Origin of the sequence: Micromonospora sp. URMC 107 (genome assembly GCF_051386315.1) — a bacterium.
Lineage (GTDB): Bacteria > Actinomycetota > Actinomycetes > Mycobacteriales > Micromonosporaceae > Micromonospora.
The window spans coordinates 1-21048 of the sequence record NZ_JBPQTK010000080.1; the positions used below are offsets into that span (position 1 = coordinate 1).

Below are 21048 nucleotides of genomic sequence, written 5' to 3' on the forward strand. Positions count from 1 at the left end.
GGCGGGTCGGGCGTCGTGGTGCTGCCCTGCGGCGCCGGCAAGACGCTGGTCGGGGCGGCGGCGATGGCCGAGGCGAAGGCGACCACCCTGATCCTGGTCACGAACACGGTGGCGGGCCGGCAGTGGAAGCGCGAGCTGATCGCCCGCACGTCGCTGACCGAGGAGGAGATCGGCGAGTACTCGGGCGAGCGCAAGGAAATCCGCCCGGTCACCATCGCCACGTACCAGGTGCTCACCTCGCGCAAGAAGGGCACGTTCACCCACCTGGACCTGTTCGGCGCCCGCGACTGGGGCCTGGTCGTCTACGACGAGGTCCACCTGCTGCCCGCGCCGATCTTCCGGTTCACCGCGGACCTCCAGGCCCGCCGCCGGCTGGGCCTCACGGCGACGCTGGTCCGCGAGGACGGCCGGGAGGGCGACGTGTTCAGCCTGATCGGCCCGAAGCGGTACGACGCACCGTGGAAGGACATCGAGTCGCAGGGCTGGATCGCGCCGGCCGAGTGCACCGAGGTGCGCGTGACGCTCACCGACGCGGAGCGCATGTCGTACGCGACGGCGGAGGCCGAGGAGCGCTACCGGATGGCGGCCACCGCCCGCACCAAGCTGCCCGTGGTGAAGGCGCTGGTCGACCGGCACCCGGACGACCAGGTGCTGGTGATCGGCGGCTACATCGACCAGTTGCACCAGCTCGGGGAGTACCTGGACGCGCCGATCGTGCAGGGCTCCACCACCAACAAGGAACGGGAGCGGCTCTTCGACGCGTTCCGCTCCGGCGAGGTGCGCACCCTGGTGATCTCGAAGGTCGGCAACTTCTCCATCGACCTGCCCGAGGCGGCGGTGGCGATCCAGGTCTCCGGCACGTTCGGCTCCCGCCAGGAGGAGGCACAGCGGCTCGGCCGGGTCCTGCGGCCGAAGGCCGACGGCCGCCAGGCGCACTTCTACACCGTCGTCTCCCGCGACACGATCGACACCGAGTACGCCGCCCACCGGCAGCGCTTCCTGGCCGAGCAGGGGTACGCGTACACGATCGTGGACGCCGACGACGTCCTCGGCCCGAAGCTGCCGACGGTCGACTGACCTCGGGACGCTCCCGATGCCCTACGTTCGCTGTGGAGCTGATGTCGTCAACGACTCAACCGTCGGCGCTACCGGACAGGCAGGATGATCCGATGAGCGGCGGCCATGAGCTCCCATCCCTGCCCTGGCCCTACCGCAGTCGAGGGGAAGACTTCCCAGACCAGCCGAACAGCGACCACGTTGCGGTGATCACCACCAGCACCAGAGCGAGACCCGCCACCGCCTCCGTCACAACGGCCCAGGCCGGAAACCGGCCACCGTCGTTCGGGACGCTCACGAGAAGGCCGCCATATGCCGATCGGACGAGGATCGGACCGATCCACAGATGAAGCAGGGCACGGCCGGGCCTGAGACGACGACGGACCAACAGCCCACCGGCGGCGATCAGAACGGCCGCGCCGGTCACCGAGGTGACCACCAGCATCAGCAGCAGGACGACATCCATTCCGCCGCCGTACATCGCCTCCGCGTCGAGCGCGTCACGCAGGACGATGCGGGCCCCGCTCGCTGACTGCGCAAGACTCAGCGCGCCACCGGCGAACAGCAACAGGGAGGGACGCACGAGGCACGCTATCAAGCTGGACCGGGGGGCGAATCGCGTCCAGTGCCCACGAGATCACGATGGGCGGTCCCAGGCTGCTCGCCTCACGGCGACTCTGGTACGCGAGGGTGACGTGTTCAGCCTGATCGGCCTGAAGCGGCACGACGCGCCGTGGAAGGACCATGTCGTACGCGACGGCGGAGGCCGAGGAGCGCTGACGAACAGCTGACCTCCGCCTACGTGCCGAAGCGGCGAGCGGACCCCGGCACGCGTTCACCGTGGCCGGGATGCCGACTTCTCGGGTTGCGGGCGGCTCCGGGTCGCACCGGTGCGGGCATGCGTCGCATAGAGGGCGAGCCCCACGAAGACCAGGCCGCCGACCAGGTTGCCGACCACGGTGGGGATCTCGTTCCACATCAGGTAGTCGGCGAGCGAGAAGTCGCCGCCGAGCATCAGGCCGGCCGGAAAAAGGAACATGTTCACGACCGAGTGCTCGAAGCCCATGTAGAAGAAGACCAGGATCGGCATCCACATGCCGATCACCTTCCCCGACACCGATGTCGAGAGCATCGCGGCGACGACGCCGGTGGAGACCATCCAGTTGCACAGGACACCCCGGACGAAGAGGGTCAGCATTCCGGCGACACCATGGTCGGCGTACCCGACCGTCCGCGACTCGCCGATCACCCCGAGCCGCTGGCCGACCTCGTTCGGGTCGACGCTGAAGGCGAAGGTGAGAATCACGGCCATCATGAACGCGACCGTGAGCGCGCCGGCGAAGTTGCCGACGAAGACCAGGCCCCAGTTGCGCAGGACCGAACGCAGTGTGACGCCCGGTCGCCGGTCGATCAGAGCGAGCGGGACAAGGGTGAACACACCGGTCAGAAGGTCGAACCCGAGCAGGTACAGCAAGCAGAATCCGACGGGAAAGAGAAGGGCTCCGACGAGGGGCTGACCCGTCTCCACGGTGACGCTGACCGCGAAAGCCGCAGCGAGCGCGAGGATGGCACCGGCCATGTACGCACGAATCACCGTGTCCCGGGTGGACATGAACACTTTCGACTCGCCCGCGTCGATCATCTTCGCGACGAACTCTGTTGGGGCCACGTAGGACATGGACGTCGCTCCCGTCAGATGTGGGCCAGTCGATTCAGCACCGCGCAGGCACGCACTCGCATTGACCCTCCCCAGGGCCTCGCAGCCAACGGACGGCCCGTACCGTCGGCGCCCGCCGGTCGGAGTGTGGATGATCCTCGATCGGCCCGGGGTCCGCAATACGCGCATGGACCCGTTGCCGCGGTGAGGTCGACGTCGCACGCCTTGCTACCGCTGACGTCGACTGTCGGTCACCGCGCCCTCCGCCGCTGAACCACCGACCCTTGAGAATGACCAAGAGGGTTGCGTCTTCCGACAGGCTCGTCGGTGACGCAAACCTCTTGATCGACTCGCCTCGCCGAAGCGGTGAGGCCGGGAGGGTCAGCCGGTGCCGCCGGCCCGGAACGCGACCCAGGCGTCGCTCATCCGGTCCGCCTGTCCGGCGGTGAACATGTTCATGCAGGAGTCCTGCGTGTAGTCCATGAAGTTGTGGATCGGGTCCAGCCCGGGTGCGGTGCAGGTGTCCGCGCCCACCGGGCAGTTGAACTGCGGCGTCGCCTCCCGCGGGGTGTCCGCGACGAAGTCGCCGGAAGCCGAGCACCCGTGCGCGAAGGTGTGCTCCAGCATCAGCCAGTGCCCGACCTCGTGCGTGAGCGTGTCGCCGAGGGCGTACTTGCCCGCCGTGCCGCCCGGCATCGACTCGTCGAGCATCACCACGCCGTCGATGAAGTCCCGGCCGTTGTTGTAGCCCTTCGGGAAGTACGCCCAGCCGAGCAGGCCGCCGCCGATGTTGGCCGCGTACACGTTCAGGGTGCGGGAGTCGCCGGTGTACAGCGCCTTCTTCATGTCCCGCTCGTTCTTGCCCGGCACGACCGTGTACCAGTCGCTGTTCACCGTCCACGTCGTGTCGACCAGGTCGAACCGGAACGGCGTGTCGGAGGCGTTCGCGGCGGTACGGCCCGCGAACGAGTCGTTGAGCACCTTCATCTGCGCGGCGATCAGGGTGTTCCACCTGGTCGTCTCGGCCGCGCTGAGGGGGTGGTCGGAGATCATGTGGAAGACCGTCGGCACGGTGACGCTGCCGTTGGCCAGGCGCGGGGCGTCCTTGATGACGCCGTACGCGTTCGCCTCGTTCTTGGAGTACAGCTCCGGCTCCTGCGCCGTGGCGCCCTCGGCGAGCCGGGCCGCGCCGTGCCCGTGGGCGTCCGGCTCGCACTCGGCGACGCCCGGGGAGACGGTCACGGGCGCCGCCGACGCCGCGCCGTAGGCGCCACCGGACGCCAGGAACGTCGCGGCGGTGGCGGTGAGGACTGCAAGTCGGAAGATCGGTCTCCTGTGCATCGGTGCACCTTTCAGGAGGATGGAGGCGGTGCGGAGACGACGCGGGGGTGCCACGACCAGGTCGAGGACGTCGTCATCCCGTATGAGACCACGTCGATGACGCGGGCGACAGACCTGCGAAGAGGGCCTGGTCTCCCTGTAACGCCAGGGGGCCGGGGAGCGCTGATGCCAAGGCGCTCGGGCCGTTCCGCGGGGCCGCGCCGGGCCTCCTCGGGGCGTACCGGCGAGGCTCGTTTCGTCCTTTCGGACGGCTACGGCCGGCGGACCCGGTAGTAGAGGTGGGTCACCCGGTCGCCCTCGACGACCGTCGGGTTCGACAGCTCGACGGGGGCGTCGCGGACCTGGTCGAAGAACGGCACACCGCCGCCGAGCAGGACCGGCACCAGGTTGACCCGGATCTCGTCGAGCAGCCCGGCCTCCAGGCACTGGCGGGCGATGCTGCCCCCGTTGACCCCCACCCAACGGTCACCGGCCAGCTCGCGGGCCTGCGCGACGGCGGCCTCGATGCCCTCGGTGACGAAGGTGAACGGCGCGCCCGGCCGGGGCCAGCCGTCCGGCACGTGGTGGGTGACGACCACGACCGGCTTGTCCAGCGGGTGCCGGCCGTCCCAGCCGCCGACGAGGTCGAACAGCCGCCGGCCGACGACCAGGGCACCGGTGTCGTCCAGGTTGTGCCGCAGGTGCCCGGCGCTCGCCGCCGAGGTGCGGAACGTCATCTCCGGCTTGGCGGTGCCAATGGCGACGTCGCCGTTCTCGTACCACTGGAAGAGCTGGTCGAAGCCGCTCTCGCCCGGGCCGGCGATGTAGCCGTCCAGCGACATGCTCGCCTCGGTGTAGACCCCGGCCATCACAGCACCCGGGTGATCTGCTCGGCGGCGATCCGGGCGTCGAGCCGGGCCGGGTCGAGGTTGGCGCAGAGCACCACCGACGCGCCGACGGCCAGCGGCGCCAGCAGCCAGTACACCGGCTGTTCGTGCTCGGCCACGTCGACCAGCAGCCGGTCGCCGGCCCGCAGGTCGAGCCGCTCCGCCACGGCCAGCGCGACGCTGCCCCACTCGCGGTAGCTCGTGCCGTCGGGGCTGGCCGCGTGGGCGCTGGTCAGCGGGGCGGACGCGGGCAGCGCGTCGCTGTGCCGGGCCACCTCGGCCAGCCAGTCCCGGTATTCCTCGGGCGCCTCGGCACGCGGGGTGGCACCGAGGGAGAGGACGAACCGGTGCCGCGCCTCGGGCACGTCCTCCAGCCAGTCGTCGAGCCGCTCGGCGCTGACGAAGACGGCGTCGTACGGCTCGTCGGCGCCCGGCTCGATCGGCGGCAGGCCGGCGGTCGCCCGCGGGCGGAAGGACACCGCCACCCCGGCCGACCAGGCGCCCAGCAGCACGGCGGCGCTCTGCCAGTGCGCCGGGAGCAGCACCGCCGCCCGGTCCCCGACGCCCAGCCCGCAGCCCTCGCGCAGCAGCCCGGCGGCCCGCGCCGCCCAGCCGCCCAGCTCCGTCGCGGTCAGGTCGACCCGCGCACCGGTCGCGTCGTCCAGGTAGGTGAGCAGCGGCCGGTCCACCTCCGCCGCCCGGCCACCGGTCAGCGGCTCCCGAACGAGGGCATCGGTCATGTTCATGTCGCACTCCTCGGCAGGCTGCGGCCAGCCTACTGAACGGGCGACGGACCGCCGGGCCAACGACGCGCCGGCCCGGCCGTCCCGGTCAGGGGGCGACCTGGCCGCCCCAGGACGTGGCGACCGCGCCGCCGGCTGGCTGCCAGTGCCGGTCGACGAGCGTCCCGTCGGCGCCCCGGGTGTAGACGTGGGTCTCGTCGCGCCAGGCCAGCGCCACGGGGTCGGTGGTGGCGCCGGTGCCGCCGCTGTCGGTGGTCACCGCGCCGCCCGGCCGCCACGACATCCGCCACAGCGTGCCGTCGGCGGAGCGGGCGAACACCTGCTGCGTCTGGCCCTGCCGGATGGCCCAGGGCGTGCCGACGACGCTGCCGCCCCAGTTGTCGGTGAAGACCCGGTCCAGGTCGTGCGAGTAGAAGCGGTGCTCGATGCTGCCGTCGGCGGCCCGGTAGAAGACGTGCTGCTGGTCGCCGAAGGCGAACCCGGTGGGGTCGGAGTGGACCTTGCCGACGCCTCCCCAGTCGTCCAGCCTCGGCAGGTTGTTGGCGATCTTCGGGTACCAGACCCAGTGGCGCAGGGTGTTGTCGCTGCCGCGCGCGAAGACGTGCTGCTCGTCGTGGAACGCGTACGCGACCGGGTTGCCGACCACGTCGCCGCCGTGCCAGACGTCCCGGCGGACCGTGCCGTCGAGCTCCTGCCACCAGTGGTGCAGCCTGCCGTCGGTGTCGCGGCCGAAGACGTGCTTCTGCCCGTTGAGGTAGAGCATGCCGGTCGGGTCGCCGGCCAGGCCCGCGCCCCAGTCCTCCTGGCGGACGCTGCCGCCGGGGGCCCACCACCAGTGCCGCAGGTTCCCCTCGGGGGTGCGGGCGAAGACGTGCTGCTCGCCGCCGACCGGATAGCCCGTCGGCCGGCCCACGATCGGGCCGCCCCAGGTGTCGCGGTGGATCGAGCCGTCGGTCGGCTCCCGCCACCAGTGCGAGAGCGTGCCGTCGGGGGCCCGCTCGAAGTGGTGCCGCTGCTCGCCGGAGACGTACCCGCGCGACGCGCCCGGCTCCTGGCTGGCCCACGGGTCCCCGGAGGGCGGCACCTGCGGCGTGGTCAGGGAGACCGGTCGGCCGAAGTTCGGCGTGCCGTCGGCGTTCCAGACGACCGGTTGGGCGCGCGTGGTGCGGCCGTCGTAGGTGTACGCCGAGCTGGTCTTGCCGTGGTAGACGATCCAGTCCTGGGTACCGTCCGGCGAGCGGAAGAAGCCGTTGTGCCCGGGGCCGAAGACGCCCGCCGCGTCGTTGCGGGAGAAGACCGGGCCGGGGTGCTGACGCCAGTTCGACACCACCAGCGGGTCCGCGCCGTCCGCGATGGACTTCATCCAGAGCTGGTAGTCCGGCTTGCCCGTGTCGCAGGCGGAGTAGACGAGGAAGAGGCGTCCCGGGCCGCGCAGGCCGGTCGGCCCCTCGCGTACCTCGTGGCAGCCGCCGTCGGCTGGCAGCGCGACCCGGTTGCCCGTGGTGGTCCACGGCGACGTCATGAGTCGCAGGTAGAGCTGCGCCGGCCCGCCCATCCCCCGGCCGGGGCCGGTCCAGGCGAAGTACGACCTGCCGTTGTGCGTCACCGGCTCGCCGTCGATGGCGTACTCGCCGTAGTCGGCGATCCGGCCCTTGAAGTGGTACGGGCCCAGCGGGTTGTCGCCCTCGGACTCGATGACGTAGTTGCGGTGGTTGGCGTCGACGCCGTCGCTGGCGGTGTAGTAGATGTACCAGCGTGGCCCCTCGGGCCGGACGAACCGGTGGATCGAGGGGGCCCAGACCTGCTTGTTGCGGCTGGGGTCCGGGTCCCGCCACACCGTCCGCTCGGGGGCGGTGGCCAGTCCCGCCAGCGTCGGGGAGGTCCAGATACCGATCCGGTCGCCGAGGGTGGTGGACAGGAAGTACGCGCCGTTGAAGTAGGTCATGGTGGGGTCGGCGCCCCCGTTGAGCTGCCCCCGGAACAGGGTCGAGGCGGCGGCGGGCTGCGCCGGCAGGGCCAGCAGCGGCAGTACGCACGCGAGGGCCAGGAGGCGGGCGATGAGCCGTTTCATGGGCGATCCTCCGACTGGACGCGCGCCGACACCGACTGAGATTTCTTTCACGCCGACCGCGAATGTCGTCGGATACTAACAGCCAGAATCACGCACGTCGATGTAAACCCATCGTCGGGGCCGCCGGCACCGGGGAGTCAGCCAGTGGGCAGCTCGGGGCCGCCGTCGAGCAGGGGGGCCAGCAGGTCGCCCTGCTTCTCCACCCGCTTGAGCACCTCCCCCGCCGTGTACGGCTTGGTCGCCGGCCGCTTCCCCGCCGCGCCCGCCTCGACCTCGTCCCAGGTCAGCGGGGTGGAGACGGACGGCACGGACTGCGCCCGCAGCGAGTACGGCGACACCGTCGTCTTGGCGGCGTTGTTCTGGCTCCAGTCGATGAAGACCTTGCCCGGCCGCAGGTTCTTCGCCATCTTCGACACGACCAGCTTCGGGTGCGCCCGCTCCAGCTCCTGCGCGATCCGCTTGGCGTAGTCGGACACGAGATCGGAGGACTGGGTGCCGGCGATCGGGCAGCAGAGCTGCATGCCCTTCTTCCCGGACGTCTTCGGATAGCTGTCGATCCCGTCGTCGGCGAGGCGGTCGCGCATCAGCAGCGCCACCTGGCAGCACTGGCGCAGTGCCGCCGGCGGCCCGGGATCCAGGTCGACGACCATCATGTCGGGGTGCCCGCCGACCTTCCACTGCGGCGTGTGCAGCTCCAGCGCGGCGAGGTTGGCCAGCCATACCAGGGTGGGCAGGTCGTCGGCGACCACGTAGTCGATGGTCTCCCGGCCCTTGCTGGACCCGGGCGCGGGCAGCGTCTCGGTACGCACCCAGCCGGGGGTGGCGGCCGGGGCGTTCTTCTCGAAGAACGAGCCCCCGGTGACCCCGTTGGGGAAGCGGATCCGGGTGAGCGCCCGGTCGGCCAGGTGCGGCAGGAGCACCGGGGCGATGCGGGTGTAGTAGTCGATCACCTCGCCCTTGGTGAACCCGGCGTCGGGATAGAGCACCTTGTCCAGGTTGGACAGCTCCAGCGCGCGCCCCTCGACCTCCACCCGGAGCCGCTCACCCGGCATCGTCGACCTCCTCCGCGGGCTTGTCCGGCCGCAGCCGGAGCACCCGGGGGAACCGCAGCCGCCCGTCCGGGGTGCGCTGGCCGTACTTCACCTCCACCACGACCAGGGGTGTTACCCAGATCGCGCCCCGGGCATCCTCGCGCGGCACGTCCCCGGCGAACGGCGACGCGCCGCTGCGCAGCGGCTCCAGCTCGCGGAGCAGCTCGCGCTCGATGGCCGCGCCGATGCCGCCGCCGACGCGCCCCCGGTAGGTGAGCCGCCCGTCCGGGCGCGGCACCCCGACCAGCAGGCCGCCGATCCTGCGCGCCCCGGGCCGCCAGCCGCCGACCACGAAGTCGCCGGTGACCTCCAGCTTGACCTTGACCCAGTCCGGCGAGCGCACGCCCGGCCGGTAGACCGAGTCGACCCGCTTGGCCATCACCCCCTCCAGGCCGTGCTCGCCGGCCGCCTCGTAGGTGGCCGGGCCGTCGCCGAAGACCGGCGACACCGCCCACCGGGCGCCGCCGAGCGCCAGGCCGTCCAGGGCGTCGCGCCGGCGGGCGTACGACCAGCCGGTCAGGTCCTCGCCGTCGAGCCGGAGCAGGTCGAAGATCATGTACGTCACCGGGGCGACCGCCGCCAGCCGGGCGGCCTTGTTGCGGTCGCGGACGTGCATCCGCTCCGCCAGGGCCGTGAACGAGGGCTGGCCGGTCTCGCCGAGCAGCACCACCTCGCCGTCGAGCAGGGCGTCGCCCGCCTGCTCGGGCAGGGTGGCCAGCTCGGGGTACGCGACGGTGATCTCCACGCCGCTGCGGGCGTACAGGTGCTGCCGGCCGCCGGAGATGTCGGCCAGCGCGCGGACGCCGTCCCACTTGAACTCGTACGCCCAGCCGGCACCCGCCGGGAGCTGCCCGGTCATCGCGAGCATCGGCTTGAGCGGCGCGCCAGGCACCTCCCGACTGTACTTGCGCACCGAAGCGCTCGCGTGACCTTCGATCATTTGCGATCCTGGGCTGTACCGGCGAGAGGAGCACGGGGATGCGGGCCATCTGGAAGGGAGCCGTCTCGTTCGGGCTCGTCTCCATCGGGGTCAAGCTCTACTCGGCCACCGAGGAGAAGGACATCCGCTTCCACCAGGTGCACCGGGAGGACGGCGGGCGCATCCGCTACAAGCGCACCTGCCAGGTCTGCGGCGAGGAGGTCTCCTACGACGACATCGCCAAGGGCTACGACATCGGCGGCGGCGAGATGGTGATCCTCACCGACGAGGACTTCGCCGACCTCCCCCTGACCAGCTCGCGGGCGATCGACGTGCTGGAGTTCGTCCCCGCCGAGCAGGTCGACCCGATCCTCTACAACAAGGCGTACTTCCTGGAGCCGGAGGGCACCGCCACCAAGCCGTACGTGCTGCTGCGCGACGCGCTCGCCGACTCGGAGCGGGTGGCGATCGTCAAGGTGGCGCTGCGCCAGCGGGAGCAGCTCGCCACGCTGCGGGTCCGCGAGGGCGTGCTGCTGCTCAACACCATGCTCTGGCCGGACGAGATCCGGAAACCCGACTTCGGCTTCCTCGACGAGGACCTGAAGGTCCGCCCGCCCGAGCTGGCCATGGCCAGCTCGCTGATCGACTCGATGGCCGGCGAGTTCGAGCCGGACGCCTTCACCGACGACTACCGGGCCGCCCTCCAGGAGGTCATCGACGCCAAGGTGGAGGGCCGCGAGGTGGTCCAGCCGGAGGAGGCCGAGGAGGCCCCGGCCGCGGCGGTGGACCTGATGGCGGCCCTGAAGGCGTCCGTCGAGCGGGCCCGCTCCGCCCGGGGCGAGGCGCCGGCCGGCGGCGGCGGGGAGCCGACCCCGATCTCGGCCGCCCGTTCGGCGCAGAAGAAGGCAGCCGAGAAGAAGGCGGCGAAGGCCCCGGCCAAGAAGGCCGCCGAGAAGAAGGCCGCGCCCAGGAAGACCGCCGCGAAGAAGGCCGCGCCGAAGAAGGCCGAGGGCGAGAAGAAGCCGGCGGCGAAGAAGGCCGCCCCGAAGAAGGCCGCCCGCAAGACCGCCTGACCCTCCCCCGCCGGCCGACGCGCGTCCGGCCGGTCGGGAGGCCTGTCGTCCCGGCGTCCGCCCCCGGACCCTCCACGCGCCGAGGTTGCCTTGACGCCGGTGACAAGGTCTAGCGTCGATCGGGTCGGACGAGGGAGGTCGGATGCTGATCGGTGAGCTGGCGGAGCGCGCCGGCACGAGCACCCGGACCCTGCGCTACTACGAGACGCACGGCCTGGTCCGGGCGGCCCGCTCGGCCAACGGGTACCGGGTCTACGACGAGGCGGAACTGCACGTCGTACGCGAGATCCGGGCGCTGCTGGCGGTGGGCTTCGCCCTGGACGACATCCGCCCGTTCGTCGCCTGCCTGCGGGCCGGCAACGCCTCCGGTCACGTCTGCCCCGACTCGGTGGCCGTGCTGCGGCGCAAGCTGGCCGAGGTCGACGCCGGCATCGACCGGCTGCACGCGGTCCGCCGGGAACTGCGCGACCAACTCGCCCACGCCATCACCCACCGGGAGGAAACATGCTCGAGACTGCGCCGGACGGCTCGCTGACCATCGTCACCGACGACACCTTCGCCACCGTGGTGCTCGCCGCCGACCGGCCGGTGGTGGTCGACTTCTGGGCGGACTGGTGCCCGCCGTGCCGGGCCGTCTCCCGCAGCCTCGCGGAGCTCGCCACGGAGTTCGCCGGGCGGATGGTCGTCGCCACGGTCGACACCGACGCCAACCCGACGGCCACCCGCACCTACGGCGTGATGTCCCTGCCCACCCTCCTGGTCTTCCGCCACGGTGAGGTGGTCGGCTCGATCGTCGGCTCCCGCCCGAAGCACCACCTGCGTCAGGCCCTGGCCCGGCAGCTCGACGGCTGAGCCCGCGGGCGGTCTCGCCCGGCGAGGTCCACCGCGGGTACGCTCCGCCGGCCCCCGCCGCGAGAGGAACCCCATGCCGTACACCCCCGACCTGCACCGGCTGCTGACGCCCGGCGCCCGCTTCGCCGACGAGCACGCCACGTACGTCATGGAGGTGCACCCGGTGGGCGACGTCGTGCTGCCGACGGGGCAGGTGGTGGGCTGCGACCCGGTGGCCTGCCCCGAGGACGAACCGTTCACGGTCGGGGTGGCCCCCGGCCGCTACCCGGCGCGGGCCTGGGTCGCGGTGGTACGCGGCGAGGACACCGAGGCGGACCGGCGGGTGGCCGCCCTCGAACTGGTGATCCACGACGAGCCGGCGGTCCGCTGGGAGATGGCGCTGGTCGGCGACCAGGACGTCGCGACCCTCAAGCCCGACGGTTGGTTCGGCTACGGGGTGGACACCGGCATCGGCACCCTGGCCGACCCGACCGCGCTGGCCGCCCTGGAGACGTGGGACGAGGACGCGGTGACGGACGTCTTCGTCGCGGACGAGCCGGCGGGCGGGCCGGTGCCGGGGCACGTCGCCGCGGTGCTCGACGAGGCGACCGGGGCCAACGTGGTGACGGTCTGGTCGGGCTGGGGCGACGGCTGCTACGGCACCTGGATCGGGCGGGCCGTCGACGGCCGGGTCACCTCGTTCGTGACCGACTTCATGGTGGTGCCGGGGCCAGCGTGACCCGTGCGGCGGGAGCGGCCACGGTCGAGGCGGCGCGGTGGGCGGCCGGGCGGGTACCGTGTGCGTCGGCTTTCCCCCCGGCACTCCGATGCCGGCCACCACCTTCGCAGCAGGGAGTCGACGCCGTGAGCGAGCGTACGCAGAACCGGTCCCAGAAGTCGGAGCGGCGGCTGGCCGCCCAGTTGGCCGCGCAGAAGGCGGCCGAGGCGAAGCGCCGCCGGCAGGCCTGGGCCGGCGGGCTCGCCGGGGTCGCCGTCGTCGCGGTGCTGATCACCGTCTTCGTGACGATCGGGCGCAACAGCGACGGCGACAAGGACCAGACGGCCACCGCCCCGTCGGCGGGCCCGTCCGCCAGCGCCCCCGCCGCCGACGCGCCCCCCGCCCCGCAGCTCCCGCAGGGGGCGGACCCGGCCCTGGGCAGCAAGCCGACCGTCGCCGCCGGCAAGGGCGAGCTGAAGAAGCTCACCGTGACCCCGCTGATCAAGGGCACCGGCCCGGCGGTGAAGAAGGGCCAGACGATCACCACGAACTACGTCGGCGTCTTCTTCAAGGACGGCAAGGAGTTCGACTCGTCGTGGAGCGGCGGCCAGCCGGCGACCTTCGCCATCGGCGTCGGCCAGGTCATCCCCGGCTGGGACCAGGGCCTCGTCGGGGTGACCGTCGGCAGCCGCGTCCAGCTCGACATCCCGGCCGAGCTGGCGTACGGCAACGACGCCGCCGGCGGCCGGCCGGCCGGCCCGCTGCGCTTCGTGGTGGACGTGCTCGCGGCCCAGTGACCCGCGAGGCGGCCCGGTCGATCCTCGTGACCGGCCCGTTGCCCCGCGATAGCGGCCCGGTTCGCCCGGGATGTCGCCCGCCGTTGATGCAGTAGCCCACACGGGGCTTCCGGCCCCTCACCCACCGGCAGTAAGTTCAGCGTCACCCCGGGCGCTCGTCGCCCGGGGTGATGACCGGACCGGACGCGGAGGTGCACGTGACGGCGCTGGACGACGCGGGGCGGACCGCCCGGGTGATGTGGACGCACTACGAACCCGTCCACGCGGTCACCTACTTCCACCCCCGCGCCCGGGCCGCCTTCGAGGCGGTCGGGCTGCGAGGCTTCTGGCGCGGCTACTTCGCCGGCCGGGCCGCGCCGCTCGGGCCCGCCGAGGCCGCGCCGGTGGTCGCGGCGTTCTTCAACTTCGCCCCGCACACGGTGGCGCGGGCGCTGCCGGCCGTCTGGCGACTCGCCACCCCCCAGGAGGCGCTGCGGGCGCGACTCACCGGCGCGGTGCAGGCGCTCGCCGAGCTGACCTACGAGCTGCCGGAGTCGCACCTGGTCGAGGCGGCCGACCTGCTGGAGGCCGCCGCCGCCGAGGTGGAGCCGGCCGGCCGGGTGCTGGGCGCCGCCAACGCCGCCCTGCCGCCCGGCGAGTACCCGCTGGCCCGGCTCTGGCAGGCCGCCACCACGCTGCGGGAGCAGCGCGGTGACGGGCACATCGCGGCGCTGGTCGCGGCCAACCTCGACCCGGTGGAGACGCTGGCCTGGCGGGTCGCGGTCGACATCTCCCCGCTGAACCTGCTCGGGCGGGGGTGGTCGGAGGAGCAGTGGGCCGCCGCGCGCGCCCGGCTGGTCGAGCGGGGCTGGCTGACCCCGGACGGGGAGCCGACCGAGCAGGGCCGGGCCCGGTTCCAGGCGGTCGAGGACGCCACCGACGCGGCCGCCGCCCGCCCCTGGCGGACGCTGGGCCCGGAGCGCACCGCGCGGCTGCGGGAACTGCTCGAACCGATCGCCCGCGCCGCCCACACCGTCATCCCCGAGGGCAACCCGATCGGCCTGCCCGCGCTGCGCAGCTGACCCTCTGCCCACGGCGCGGACGACCGCCCGTTGGGGCAGGATGGGTTCGTGGCTGATGCGGTGATCTTCGACCTGGACGGCGTGATCGTGGACTCCGAGCCGGTCTGGGAGGAGGTCCGGCGGGCGTACGTCGCGGCGCACGGCGGGACCTGGCAGCCAGACACCCAGCGCCGGCTGATGGGCATGAGCACCGGCGAGTGGTCCCGCTACCTCAGCGGGGAGCTGGGCGTCGACCGCAGCGCCGAGCAGGTCGCCGCCGAGGTGGTCGAGGAGATGACCCGGCGGTACGCGGCCCGCGTACCGCTGATCGACGGGGCCGACGAGGTCGTGCGCCGGCTGGCCGAGCGGTGGCCGCTGGGGCTGGCCAGTTCGTCGCCGACCCGGCTGATCGCGGCGGCGCTGGCCGCGACGGACCTGACCGGGGCGTTCGGCGCCACGCTGTCGACGGAGGAGACCGAGCGGGGCAAGCCGGCGCCGGACGTCTACCTGGCGGTCGCCGAGCGGCTGGGCGTCGATCCGGCCCGCTGCGTCGCCGTGGAGGATTCGTCCAACGGCGTCCGGTCGGCCGCCGCCGCCCGGATGACGGTGGTGGCGGTGCCGCACGGGGCGTACCCGCTGGACCCGGACGCCGAGCGGCTCGCGACGCTGGTGCTCGGCGCGGTCGGGGAGCTGACCCCGCAGACCGTGGACCGGCTCGGGTAGGCGGCGCGACACCAGCGCGGCGGGGCTTCCGGTGGGCCGCCCCGTCCGTGCGCCGGCCTCCGTCGGGCTGCCGGGTTGTCCGGTTCGCGCCCCGGTCGGTGCCGGCATGAGCAGGGATCCGTCGGGTACCGCAGCCGACGGCGCCCCGGCCGGGGCCGCCGGGTGAGGAGACGGGGATGAAGGCGATCGTGTACGAGCGCACCGGCGACGCCTCGGTGCTGCAACTGGTCGACCGGCCGGTGCCGGAGCCCGGTCCCGGCGAGGTCCTGGTGCGGGTGGCCGTGTCGGGGGTGAACCCGACGGACTGGAAGGCGCGCCGACAGGGTCTGCTGCCGGACGGCTGGCAGACGCCCGGGCAGGACGGCGCGGGGGTGATCGAGGCGGTCGGCGAGGGCGTCGACGGGGAGCTGATCGGCGAGCGGGTCTGGCTCTGGGAGGCCGCGTGGCAGCGGCCGTGGGGCACCGCCGCCGAGTACACGGTGGTGCCGGTGCGGCAGGCGGTGCCCCTCGGCGACGCCTCCTTCGACCTGGGAGCCTGCCTGGGCATCCCCTTCCTCACCGCGCACCGCTGCCTGACCGCCGGCGAGTACACGCCGGACAGGCTGCACGCGGGCGCGCTCAGCGACCACACGGTGCTCGTGCAGGGCGGGGCGGGCGCGGTCGGCAACGCGGCCATCCAGCTCGCCCGGTGGGCGGACGCCTGCGTGGTCGCCACGGTCAGCAGCCCGGAGAAGGCGCAGCTGGCGGCGGCGGCCGGCGCGTCCTTCGTGGTCGACTACCGGGAGCAGGACGTGGTCGAGGAGGTCCGCAAGATCGCGCCCGACGGGGTGCACACGATCGTCGAGGTCTCCCCGGCGCGCAACGCCGCCGTCGACGTCCAGTTGCTCCGGCGCGGCGGCGCGGTCTGCGTCTACGCCGACGACGGCGGGGACGAGGTGATCCTGCCGATCCGGCCGCTGATGGCGCCGAACGCGCGGTTCCAGTTCGTGCTCGTCTACACCGAGCCGAAGGCGGCCAAGGCCCAGGCGGTGGTGGACGTGGCCGCCGCGGTGGCGCAGGGCGGGATCGGGGTGGGCGAGGCGGCGGGGCTGCCGCTGCACCACCACCCGCTCTCGGCGGCCGGCGCGGCGCACCAGGTGGTGGAGAACGCGGTCGTCGGGAAGGTGCTGATCACGACCAGCGGGGAGGGGTGACGGCCGTGACCCGAAGGCGGGCCCGGGACGAGGGCCGCCGAAACCCCTCCGAGCCGGGCGAATTTGCCCGTCATCGGGACAGAGGCGAACAACTTTCGCAACAATGACGGTGCGGGTCACCCGCGTGGAGCGGGGGGCCCCGGCGCGGTGCGAACGCCGGGGCCGCCCCTGGGGAGGGATTTCAGGAGTGTGTCCCTACCCCAACAGGCGACGGTGCGCCTGAGAACGTTACGGGGCCGTCAGCTCCCGGACACTCAGTTCGCCCCCGGCGTAGCGGGAGCGCACCACCTTCTTGTCGAACTTGCCCACGCTGGTCTTCGGCACCGCGTCGATGACGGCCCAGCGCTCCGGCAACTGCCAGCGGGCCACCGACCCGGCGAGGAACTCCCGCAGCTCCTCGACCGTCGCCGCCGCCCCCTCACGGAGCACCACGGTGGCCAGCGGCCGCTCACCCCAGCGGTCGTCGGGCACCCCCACCACACAGGCCTCCAGCACCGCCGGGTGCGCCATCAGGGCGTTCTCCAGCTCGACCGAGGAGATCCACTCGCCGCCGGACTTGATGACGTCCTTGGCCCGGTCGGTCAGCGTGATGAAGCCGTCCGGCGAGAGGGTGCCGACGTCTCCGGTGCGCAGCCAGCCGTCGCGGAACTTCTCCTCGTCACCGACGTCGTCGCCGACGTACCGGGCGGTCACCCAGGGCCCGCGGACCTCCAGCTCGCCGACCGACGTCCCGTCGGCGGGCAGCGGCTCGCCCAGCGGGCCGACGATGCGGGCCTCGACCCCGGCCGGCACCCGGCCCTGCGTGTAGCGGTAGCGCCAGGCCTCCTCGCCGCTCGCCCCGGCCGGCGGGCGGGCCACCGAGCCCAACGGGGACATCTCGGTCATTCCCCAGGCGTGCACGACGTCGATCCCGTGCCGCTCGGCGAACGCGTGCATCAGCGCCGGCGGGCAGGCCGAGCCGCCGACGATCACCTCCTGCAGCGAGGAGCTGTCCACGTCGTGGGTGTCCAGGTGGTCGAGCAGGTCGTTCCAGATGGTCGGCACCGCGCCGCCCAGGGTGGGCCGCTCTGCGGCGATCATGTCGGCGATCGGGGCGGCCTGGAGGAACCGGTCCGGCATGATCAGCGACGCCCCGGAGAGGAAGGCCGCGTACGGCAGGCCCCAGGACATCGCGTGGAACATCGGCACGATGACCAGCTCGCGGTCGGTCGGCCCGAGGCCGAAGCCCTCCGGCATGCAGACCTGCAGGGAGTGCAGGTAGATCGAGCGGTGCGAGTAGGCCACGCCCTTCGGGTTGCCGGTGGTGCCCGAGGTGTAGCAGAGCGCGGCGGCGTCGCGTTCGTCCACCTCGGGCCAGTCGAAGGCGTCCGGACGGTCGGCCAGCAGCGCGTCCCAGTGGTGTACGGAGATCCGGTCGCCGGCCGCCGCCGTGAGCGGGGCCGGGTCCCCGCCGCCGACCACCACCACGTGCCGCACCGTGGTCATCTCGCCGATCACCCGGGCCAGCAGCGGGATGAGCGTCGAGTCGACCAGCACCACCCGGTCCTCGGCGTGGTTGGCGATGTAGGCGACCTGGTCCGGGAAGAGCCGGATGTTGAGGGTGTGCAGCACCGCGCCCATGCTGGGCACCGCGAAGTACGCCACCAGGTGCTCGGCGTTGTTCCACATGAAGGTGGCGACCCGCTCGTCGCCGGTGACACCGCACTCGTCGCGCAGCGCGTGGGCCAGTCGGGCCGCCGTCCGCCCGACCTCGGCGTACGACATCCGGCGCGGCTCGCCGCCCGTCCAGGTGACCACCTCCGCCGCGCCGTGCACCGTGGCGCCGTGCTGGAGGATCCGGGAGACCTGGAGCGGGGCGTCCATCATCGTGCTACGCATGGGTAACAAAGTAGTGTCGCCGGTCACAGGTTGGGAACCCTGGAAAGCCGGTCGGGCCCGGACCGGCCCCGTAAATTGTCCGGGTGAGCATCTCCTGGGCCGATTCGTACGTGGGACAGCTGCGCGCACTCGCCGGTGACCGGACGCTGATGTTCGTCGGCGCCCGCGCCGTGGTCCGCGACAACGCGGGACGCCTCCTGCTGATCCAGCGCTCGGACAACGGGCAGTGGGCCATGCCCGCCGGCGCGATGGAGCTGGGCGAGTCGATCGCCGACTGCGCCGTCCGGGAGGTACGCGAGGAGACCGGGCTGCGCGCGCTGCGGGTCAGCGCGTTCGCCCTCTACACGGGCCCGGACCGCACCCACACCAACATGTACGGCCACACGTACCAGATCTTCACGACCGCGTTCCGCGTCGACGAGTGGGACGGCGAGCTGGCCCGGATCACCGACGAGACGACCGACGCGGGCTTCTTCCACCGCGCGCAGCTGCCGGCCCCGCTCTCCACGAGCGTCGCCGAGACCCTCGCCGACCTGGACGTCTTCGAGCAGACCAACCGGCTGATCCTGAAGTGAGGGCCGGCCCGCGGCCGATCCTGACCGTGAAGGGCCGGCCCGTGCCGATCCTGATGTCAGGGCCGGCCCGCGCCGATCCGGAGCGGCCGATCCTGAGTAGGGCGGCTCCCGGGTGGGGCCGGCCCGGTCAGAGCATCGTCTGGCTCTTCGCCTCCATCTCGGCGGCGGCCTCCTGCTTCGACTCCCTGTCCAGCGGCTTGCCGCCCGGCGCCGGGCCCTCGCCGCCGAGGCCGTCCGTGCCGCCCTTGGCGCCGCCCGGGCCCGCGCCGCGCAGCTTCTCGTTCGGCAGCGCCAGGGTGACCAGCACCGCCACGATCGCGATCAGGCCGGTGGTCAGGAAGACCAGGTGCAGCGACTCGACGAACGCCGCCTGGACGGCCGCGCGCACCGGGGCGGGGAGCGCCAGGATGGTCGCCGGGTCGTTGACCGAGACGTCCGCCCCGCCGCTCGCCGCCACCGCGGCCTGCTGCTCCGGCGGCAGTACGGCGATCGCGCCCGGCAGCCGGTCGGCGAGTTCCGAGGCGAGCCGCGACGACAGCACCGCGCCGAGGATGGCGACGCCGAACGAGCCGCCCAGCGACCGGAAGAACGTCGCCGACGAGGTGCCGGCGCCCAGGTCCCGCATCGACACGGAGTTCTGCACGGCCAGGATCAGCGACTGCATGCAGAGCCCCAGCCCGATGCCGATCACGACCATGAAGCCGAAGGCCACCCAGAGCGAGGTGTCCACCTCCAGTCGGGTGAACAGCAGCATGCCGGCCAGCAGCACCACGGCGCCGGCCACCGGGAACCACTTGTACCGCCCGATCCGGCTCATCGCCCGGCCGGTCAGCACCGAGGTGACGATGATGCCGGCCATCATCGGCAGCATCAGCAGGCCGCTGCGGGTCGGCGAGGCGCCCCGGACGATCTGGAGGTAGAGCGGGATGAAGATGATCGAGCCGAACATCACCAGGCCGAGCACGAAGCCGGCCGAGTTGGCCAGCGCGAACGTGGCGCTGCGGAACAGCCGCAGCGGCAGGATCGGCTCGGCCACCCGGGCCTCCTGGAGCACGAAGAGCACGCCGAGCACCGCGCCCGCGACGAAGAGGCCGACGATCATCCCGGAGCCCCAGGCGTACTCGTTGCCGCCCCAGCTCAGCGCGAGCAGCAGGCAGCTCACCCCGGCGACCAGCAGCGCCGCGCCGAGCCAGTCGATCGAGTGGTCGCGCCGGGTGAACGGGATCAGCCGCAGCACCCGGGAGCACACGACGATCGCCAGGATCCCCAGCGGCACGTTGATGTAGAAGATCCACCGCCAGTCGGTCTCGGCGAAGTAGCCGCCGACCAGCGGCCCGGCCACCGAGGAGACGCCGAAGACCGCCCCGAACAACCCCTGGTAGCGGCCGCGCTCCCGGGGCGACACCACGTCCGAGATGATGGTGAACGCGAGCGTCATCAGGCCGCCGGCGCCGAGGCCCTGGACGCCCCGGGTGACGATGAGCTGGGTCATGTCCTGCGACAGGCCGGCCAGCAGCGAGCCGAGCAGGAACGTGCCGATGGAGAAGAGGAAGACGGGGCGTCGCCCGTACAGGTCGGCCATCTTGCCGTAGAGCGGCGTCGAGGCCGTGGAGGCGAGCAGGTACGCGGTCACCACCCACGAGTAGTGGTTGATCCCGCCCAGCTCGCCGACGATGGTCGGCAGCGCGGTGCCGACGATGGTCTGGTCGAGCGCGGCCAGCAGCATGCCGGTCATCAGGCCGAACATCAGCAACCGGATCTGCCGCCCGCCGAGCGCCGGGGCTTCCGTGGTCATCCCGCATCCTTTCCCCGCCCACCCGGAACATGCGTGCGGACGGGCGTGCACCTCGTCGTCGGTCGCGAGGTCGGTGGCGCTCCGGGCACCGACCTCACGACCAACGACCGGTCAGCGGGAGGAATGCGGGCCTTCGGCGAACTCTTCGACGATCCTGGCACAGAAGGCCGGCAGGTCGTCCGGCTTACGGCTGCTGACCAGACCGCCGTCCGCGACGACCTGCTCGTCGACCCAGTTCGCGCCGGCGTTGGTCAGGTCGGTGCGCAGGCTGGGCCAGGAGGTCATCCGGCGGCCCCGCACCACGTCCGCCTCGATCAGCGTCCAGGGCCCGTGACAGATCACCCCGACCGGCTTGCCGGCGTCGAAGAACGCCTTGACGAAGCGCACCGCGTCCGCGTCGGTCCGCAGGAAGTCCGGGTTCGCCACCCCGCCGGGCAGCACCAGCGCGTCGTAGCCGCCGGCGTCCGCGTCGGCCACGGTCACGTCCACGTCGTACGCCTTGGACTGGTCCAGGTGGTTGAAGGACTGGATGGTGCCGGGCTTGAGCGAGACCAGCGCCACCTCGGCGCCGGCCTTCTCCACCGCCTCGCGGGGCTGGACGTACTCGACCTCCTCGACGCCGTCGGCGGCCAGGAACGCGATCCGCTTGCCCTGAAGTGTCGTCGCTGCCATCTCGGTGTC

At 72.6% G+C, this 21048-nt stretch carries 20 protein-coding genes and 1 pseudogene; 10 read left to right on the forward strand and 11 right to left on the reverse strand.

Annotated elements, in window-relative coordinates:
- Window positions 1-1077: DNA repair helicase XPB (locus ACSNN9_RS18395; RefSeq protein WP_436674597.1), on the forward strand; the 1077-nt coding region annotated here is incomplete at its 5' end.
- A 130-nt stretch (window positions 1078-1207) separates the two neighbouring features.
- Here ACSNN9_RS18395 and ACSNN9_RS18400 read toward each other — a convergent pair.
- From ACSNN9_RS18400 to ligD (ACSNN9_RS18435), 8 genes are all read right to left on the reverse strand, one after another.
- A complete protein-coding gene (locus ACSNN9_RS18400) occupies window positions 1208-1639 on the reverse strand; it encodes a hypothetical protein (RefSeq protein WP_436674621.1) in 432 nt (143 codons plus the stop codon).
- Window positions 1640-1891: 252 nt separating this feature from the next.
- Window positions 1892-2734: a formate/nitrite transporter family protein gene (locus ACSNN9_RS18405; protein ID WP_436674598.1), complete on the reverse strand. Its 843-nt coding sequence runs from the start codon at window positions 2732-2734 to the stop codon at window positions 1892-1894.
- A gap of 360 nt (window positions 2735-3094) precedes the next feature.
- Window positions 3095-4054, reverse strand: a complete 960-nt coding sequence (locus ACSNN9_RS18410; RefSeq protein WP_436674599.1) for a zinc metalloprotease — start codon at window positions 4052-4054, stop codon at window positions 3095-3097.
- 251 nt (window positions 4055-4305) lie between these two features.
- Window positions 4306-4902 (reverse strand): dihydrofolate reductase family protein, encoded by a 597-nt coding sequence (locus tag ACSNN9_RS18415; RefSeq protein WP_436674600.1) that lies wholly within the window; start codon window positions 4900-4902, stop codon window positions 4306-4308.
- The gene (locus ACSNN9_RS18420; protein WP_436674601.1) at window positions 4902-5666 is read right to left on the reverse strand and encodes a TIGR03089 family protein; all 765 of its coding nucleotides are present in this window, start codon (window positions 5664-5666) and stop codon (window positions 4902-4904) included. Before ACSNN9_RS18420 ends, ACSNN9_RS18415 begins: the two co-directional genes overlap by 1 nt.
- Window positions 5667-5751: 85 nt before the next feature.
- Window positions 5752-7734, reverse strand: a complete 1983-nt coding sequence (locus tag ACSNN9_RS18425) for a family 43 glycosylhydrolase (RefSeq protein ID WP_436674602.1) — start codon at window positions 7732-7734, stop codon at window positions 5752-5754.
- Between the two features lie 137 nt (window positions 7735-7871).
- Window positions 7872-8786, reverse strand: coding sequence for a non-homologous end-joining DNA ligase (gene ligD, locus ACSNN9_RS18430; RefSeq protein ID WP_436674603.1), 915 nt, complete (start codon window positions 8784-8786; stop codon window positions 7872-7874).
- Window positions 8776-9717 carry a non-homologous end-joining DNA ligase gene (gene ligD, locus ACSNN9_RS18435; RefSeq protein WP_436674604.1) on the reverse strand — a complete coding sequence of 314 codons (942 nt, stop codon included), beginning with the start codon at window positions 9715-9717 and terminating at the stop codon, window positions 8776-8778. The genes ligD (ACSNN9_RS18430) and ligD (ACSNN9_RS18435) overlap by 11 nt, the downstream gene beginning before the upstream one ends.
- A gap of 86 nt (window positions 9718-9803) precedes the next feature.
- Between ligD (ACSNN9_RS18435) and ACSNN9_RS18440 the strand changes: the two genes are divergently transcribed.
- From ACSNN9_RS18440 to ACSNN9_RS18475, 8 genes and pseudogenes are all read left to right on the forward strand, one after another.
- Window positions 9804-10817 carry a Ku protein gene (locus ACSNN9_RS18440; protein ID WP_436674605.1) on the forward strand — a complete coding sequence of 338 codons (1014 nt, stop codon included), beginning with the start codon at window positions 9804-9806 and terminating at the stop codon, window positions 10815-10817.
- A gap of 142 nt (window positions 10818-10959) precedes the next feature.
- A complete protein-coding gene (locus ACSNN9_RS18445) occupies window positions 10960-11352 on the forward strand; it encodes a MerR family transcriptional regulator (RefSeq protein ID WP_436674606.1) in 393 nt (130 codons plus the stop codon).
- Window positions 11322-11669, forward strand: coding sequence for a thioredoxin (gene trxA, locus ACSNN9_RS18450; RefSeq protein WP_436674607.1), 348 nt, complete (start codon window positions 11322-11324; stop codon window positions 11667-11669). The genes ACSNN9_RS18445 and trxA overlap by 31 nt, the downstream gene beginning before the upstream one ends.
- Window positions 11670-11742: 73 nt before the next feature.
- The gene (locus tag ACSNN9_RS18455) at window positions 11743-12387 is read left to right on the forward strand and encodes a DUF4241 domain-containing protein (RefSeq protein WP_436674608.1); all 645 of its coding nucleotides are present in this window, start codon (window positions 11743-11745) and stop codon (window positions 12385-12387) included.
- Window positions 12388-12475: 88 nt separating this feature from the next.
- A pseudogene (locus tag ACSNN9_RS18460) lies at window positions 12476-13163 on the forward strand (FKBP-type peptidyl-prolyl cis-trans isomerase).
- 170 nt (window positions 13164-13333) lie between these two features.
- Window positions 13334-14224 carry an SCO6745 family protein gene (locus tag ACSNN9_RS18465; protein ID WP_436674609.1) on the forward strand — a complete coding sequence of 297 codons (891 nt, stop codon included), beginning with the start codon at window positions 13334-13336 and terminating at the stop codon, window positions 14222-14224.
- A gap of 48 nt (window positions 14225-14272) precedes the next feature.
- Window positions 14273-14926: an HAD family hydrolase gene (locus tag ACSNN9_RS18470; RefSeq protein WP_436674610.1), complete on the forward strand. Its 654-nt coding sequence runs from the start codon at window positions 14273-14275 to the stop codon at window positions 14924-14926.
- A 176-nt stretch (window positions 14927-15102) separates the two neighbouring features.
- Entirely contained in the window at window positions 15103-16119 is a 1017-nt protein-coding gene (locus tag ACSNN9_RS18475; protein WP_436674611.1) for an NADPH:quinone reductase, read from the forward strand.
- Window positions 16120-16347: 228 nt separating this feature from the next.
- Here the strand turns inward: ACSNN9_RS18475 and ACSNN9_RS18480 are convergent, their stop codons facing one another.
- Entirely contained in the window at window positions 16348-17997 is a 1650-nt protein-coding gene (locus ACSNN9_RS18480; protein WP_436674612.1) for a fatty acid--CoA ligase, read from the reverse strand.
- Window positions 17998-18080: 83 nt separating this feature from the next.
- On the opposite strand from ACSNN9_RS18480, the gene ACSNN9_RS18485 reads away from it, so the two are divergent.
- On the forward strand, window positions 18081-18572 hold the full coding sequence (locus ACSNN9_RS18485) for an NUDIX domain-containing protein (RefSeq protein WP_357872824.1): 492 nt from the start codon (window positions 18081-18083) through the stop codon (window positions 18570-18572).
- A 127-nt stretch (window positions 18573-18699) separates the two neighbouring features.
- Here ACSNN9_RS18485 and ACSNN9_RS18490 read toward each other — a convergent pair whose 3' ends face one another.
- Complete coding sequence (locus ACSNN9_RS18490) at window positions 18700-20367, reverse strand: MDR family MFS transporter (protein WP_436674613.1); 1668 nt, start codon at window positions 20365-20367, stop codon at window positions 18700-18702.
- Window positions 20368-20478: 111 nt separating this feature from the next.
- Window positions 20479-21039, reverse strand: coding sequence for a type 1 glutamine amidotransferase domain-containing protein (locus ACSNN9_RS18495; protein WP_436674614.1), 561 nt, complete (start codon window positions 21037-21039; stop codon window positions 20479-20481).
- Window positions 21040-21048 lie beyond the last annotated feature (9 nt).

Coding starts and splice junctions, on each gene's coding strand:
- ACSNN9_RS18480 (WP_436674612.1), bottom strand. CDS start 17,997: ATGCGTAGCACGATGATGGACGCCCCGCTCCAGGTCTCCCGGATCCTC.
- ACSNN9_RS18465 (WP_436674609.1), top strand. CDS start 13,334: ATGACCGGACCGGACGCGGAGGTGCACGTGACGGCGCTGGACGACGCG.
- ACSNN9_RS18440 (WP_436674605.1), top strand. CDS start 9,804: ATGCGGGCCATCTGGAAGGGAGCCGTCTCGTTCGGGCTCGTCTCCATC.
- ACSNN9_RS18490 (WP_436674613.1), bottom strand. CDS start 20,367: ATGACCACGGAAGCCCCGGCGCTCGGCGGGCGGCAGATCCGGTTGCTG.
- ACSNN9_RS18455 (WP_436674608.1), top strand. CDS start 11,743: ATGCCGTACACCCCCGACCTGCACCGGCTGCTGACGCCCGGCGCCCGC.
- ligD (WP_436674603.1), bottom strand. CDS start 8,786: ATGCCGGGTGAGCGGCTCCGGGTGGAGGTCGAGGGGCGCGCGCTGGAG.
- ACSNN9_RS18420 (WP_436674601.1), bottom strand. CDS start 5,666: ATGAACATGACCGATGCCCTCGTTCGGGAGCCGCTGACCGGTGGCCGG.
- ACSNN9_RS18475 (WP_436674611.1), top strand. CDS start 15,103: ATGAAGGCGATCGTGTACGAGCGCACCGGCGACGCCTCGGTGCTGCAA.
- trxA (WP_436674607.1), top strand. CDS start 11,322: ATGCTCGAGACTGCGCCGGACGGCTCGCTGACCATCGTCACCGACGAC.
- ACSNN9_RS18445 (WP_436674606.1), top strand. CDS start 10,960: ATGCTGATCGGTGAGCTGGCGGAGCGCGCCGGCACGAGCACCCGGACC.
- ACSNN9_RS18425 (WP_436674602.1), bottom strand. CDS start 7,734: ATGAAACGGCTCATCGCCCGCCTCCTGGCCCTCGCGTGCGTACTGCCG.
- ACSNN9_RS18410 (WP_436674599.1), bottom strand. CDS start 4,054: ATGCACAGGAGACCGATCTTCCGACTTGCAGTCCTCACCGCCACCGCC.
- ACSNN9_RS18405 (WP_436674598.1), bottom strand. CDS start 2,734: ATGTCCTACGTGGCCCCAACAGAGTTCGTCGCGAAGATGATCGACGCG.
- ACSNN9_RS18495 (WP_436674614.1), bottom strand. CDS start 21,039: ATGGCAGCGACGACACTTCAGGGCAAGCGGATCGCGTTCCTGGCCGCC.
- ACSNN9_RS18415 (WP_436674600.1), bottom strand. CDS start 4,902: ATGGCCGGGGTCTACACCGAGGCGAGCATGTCGCTGGACGGCTACATC.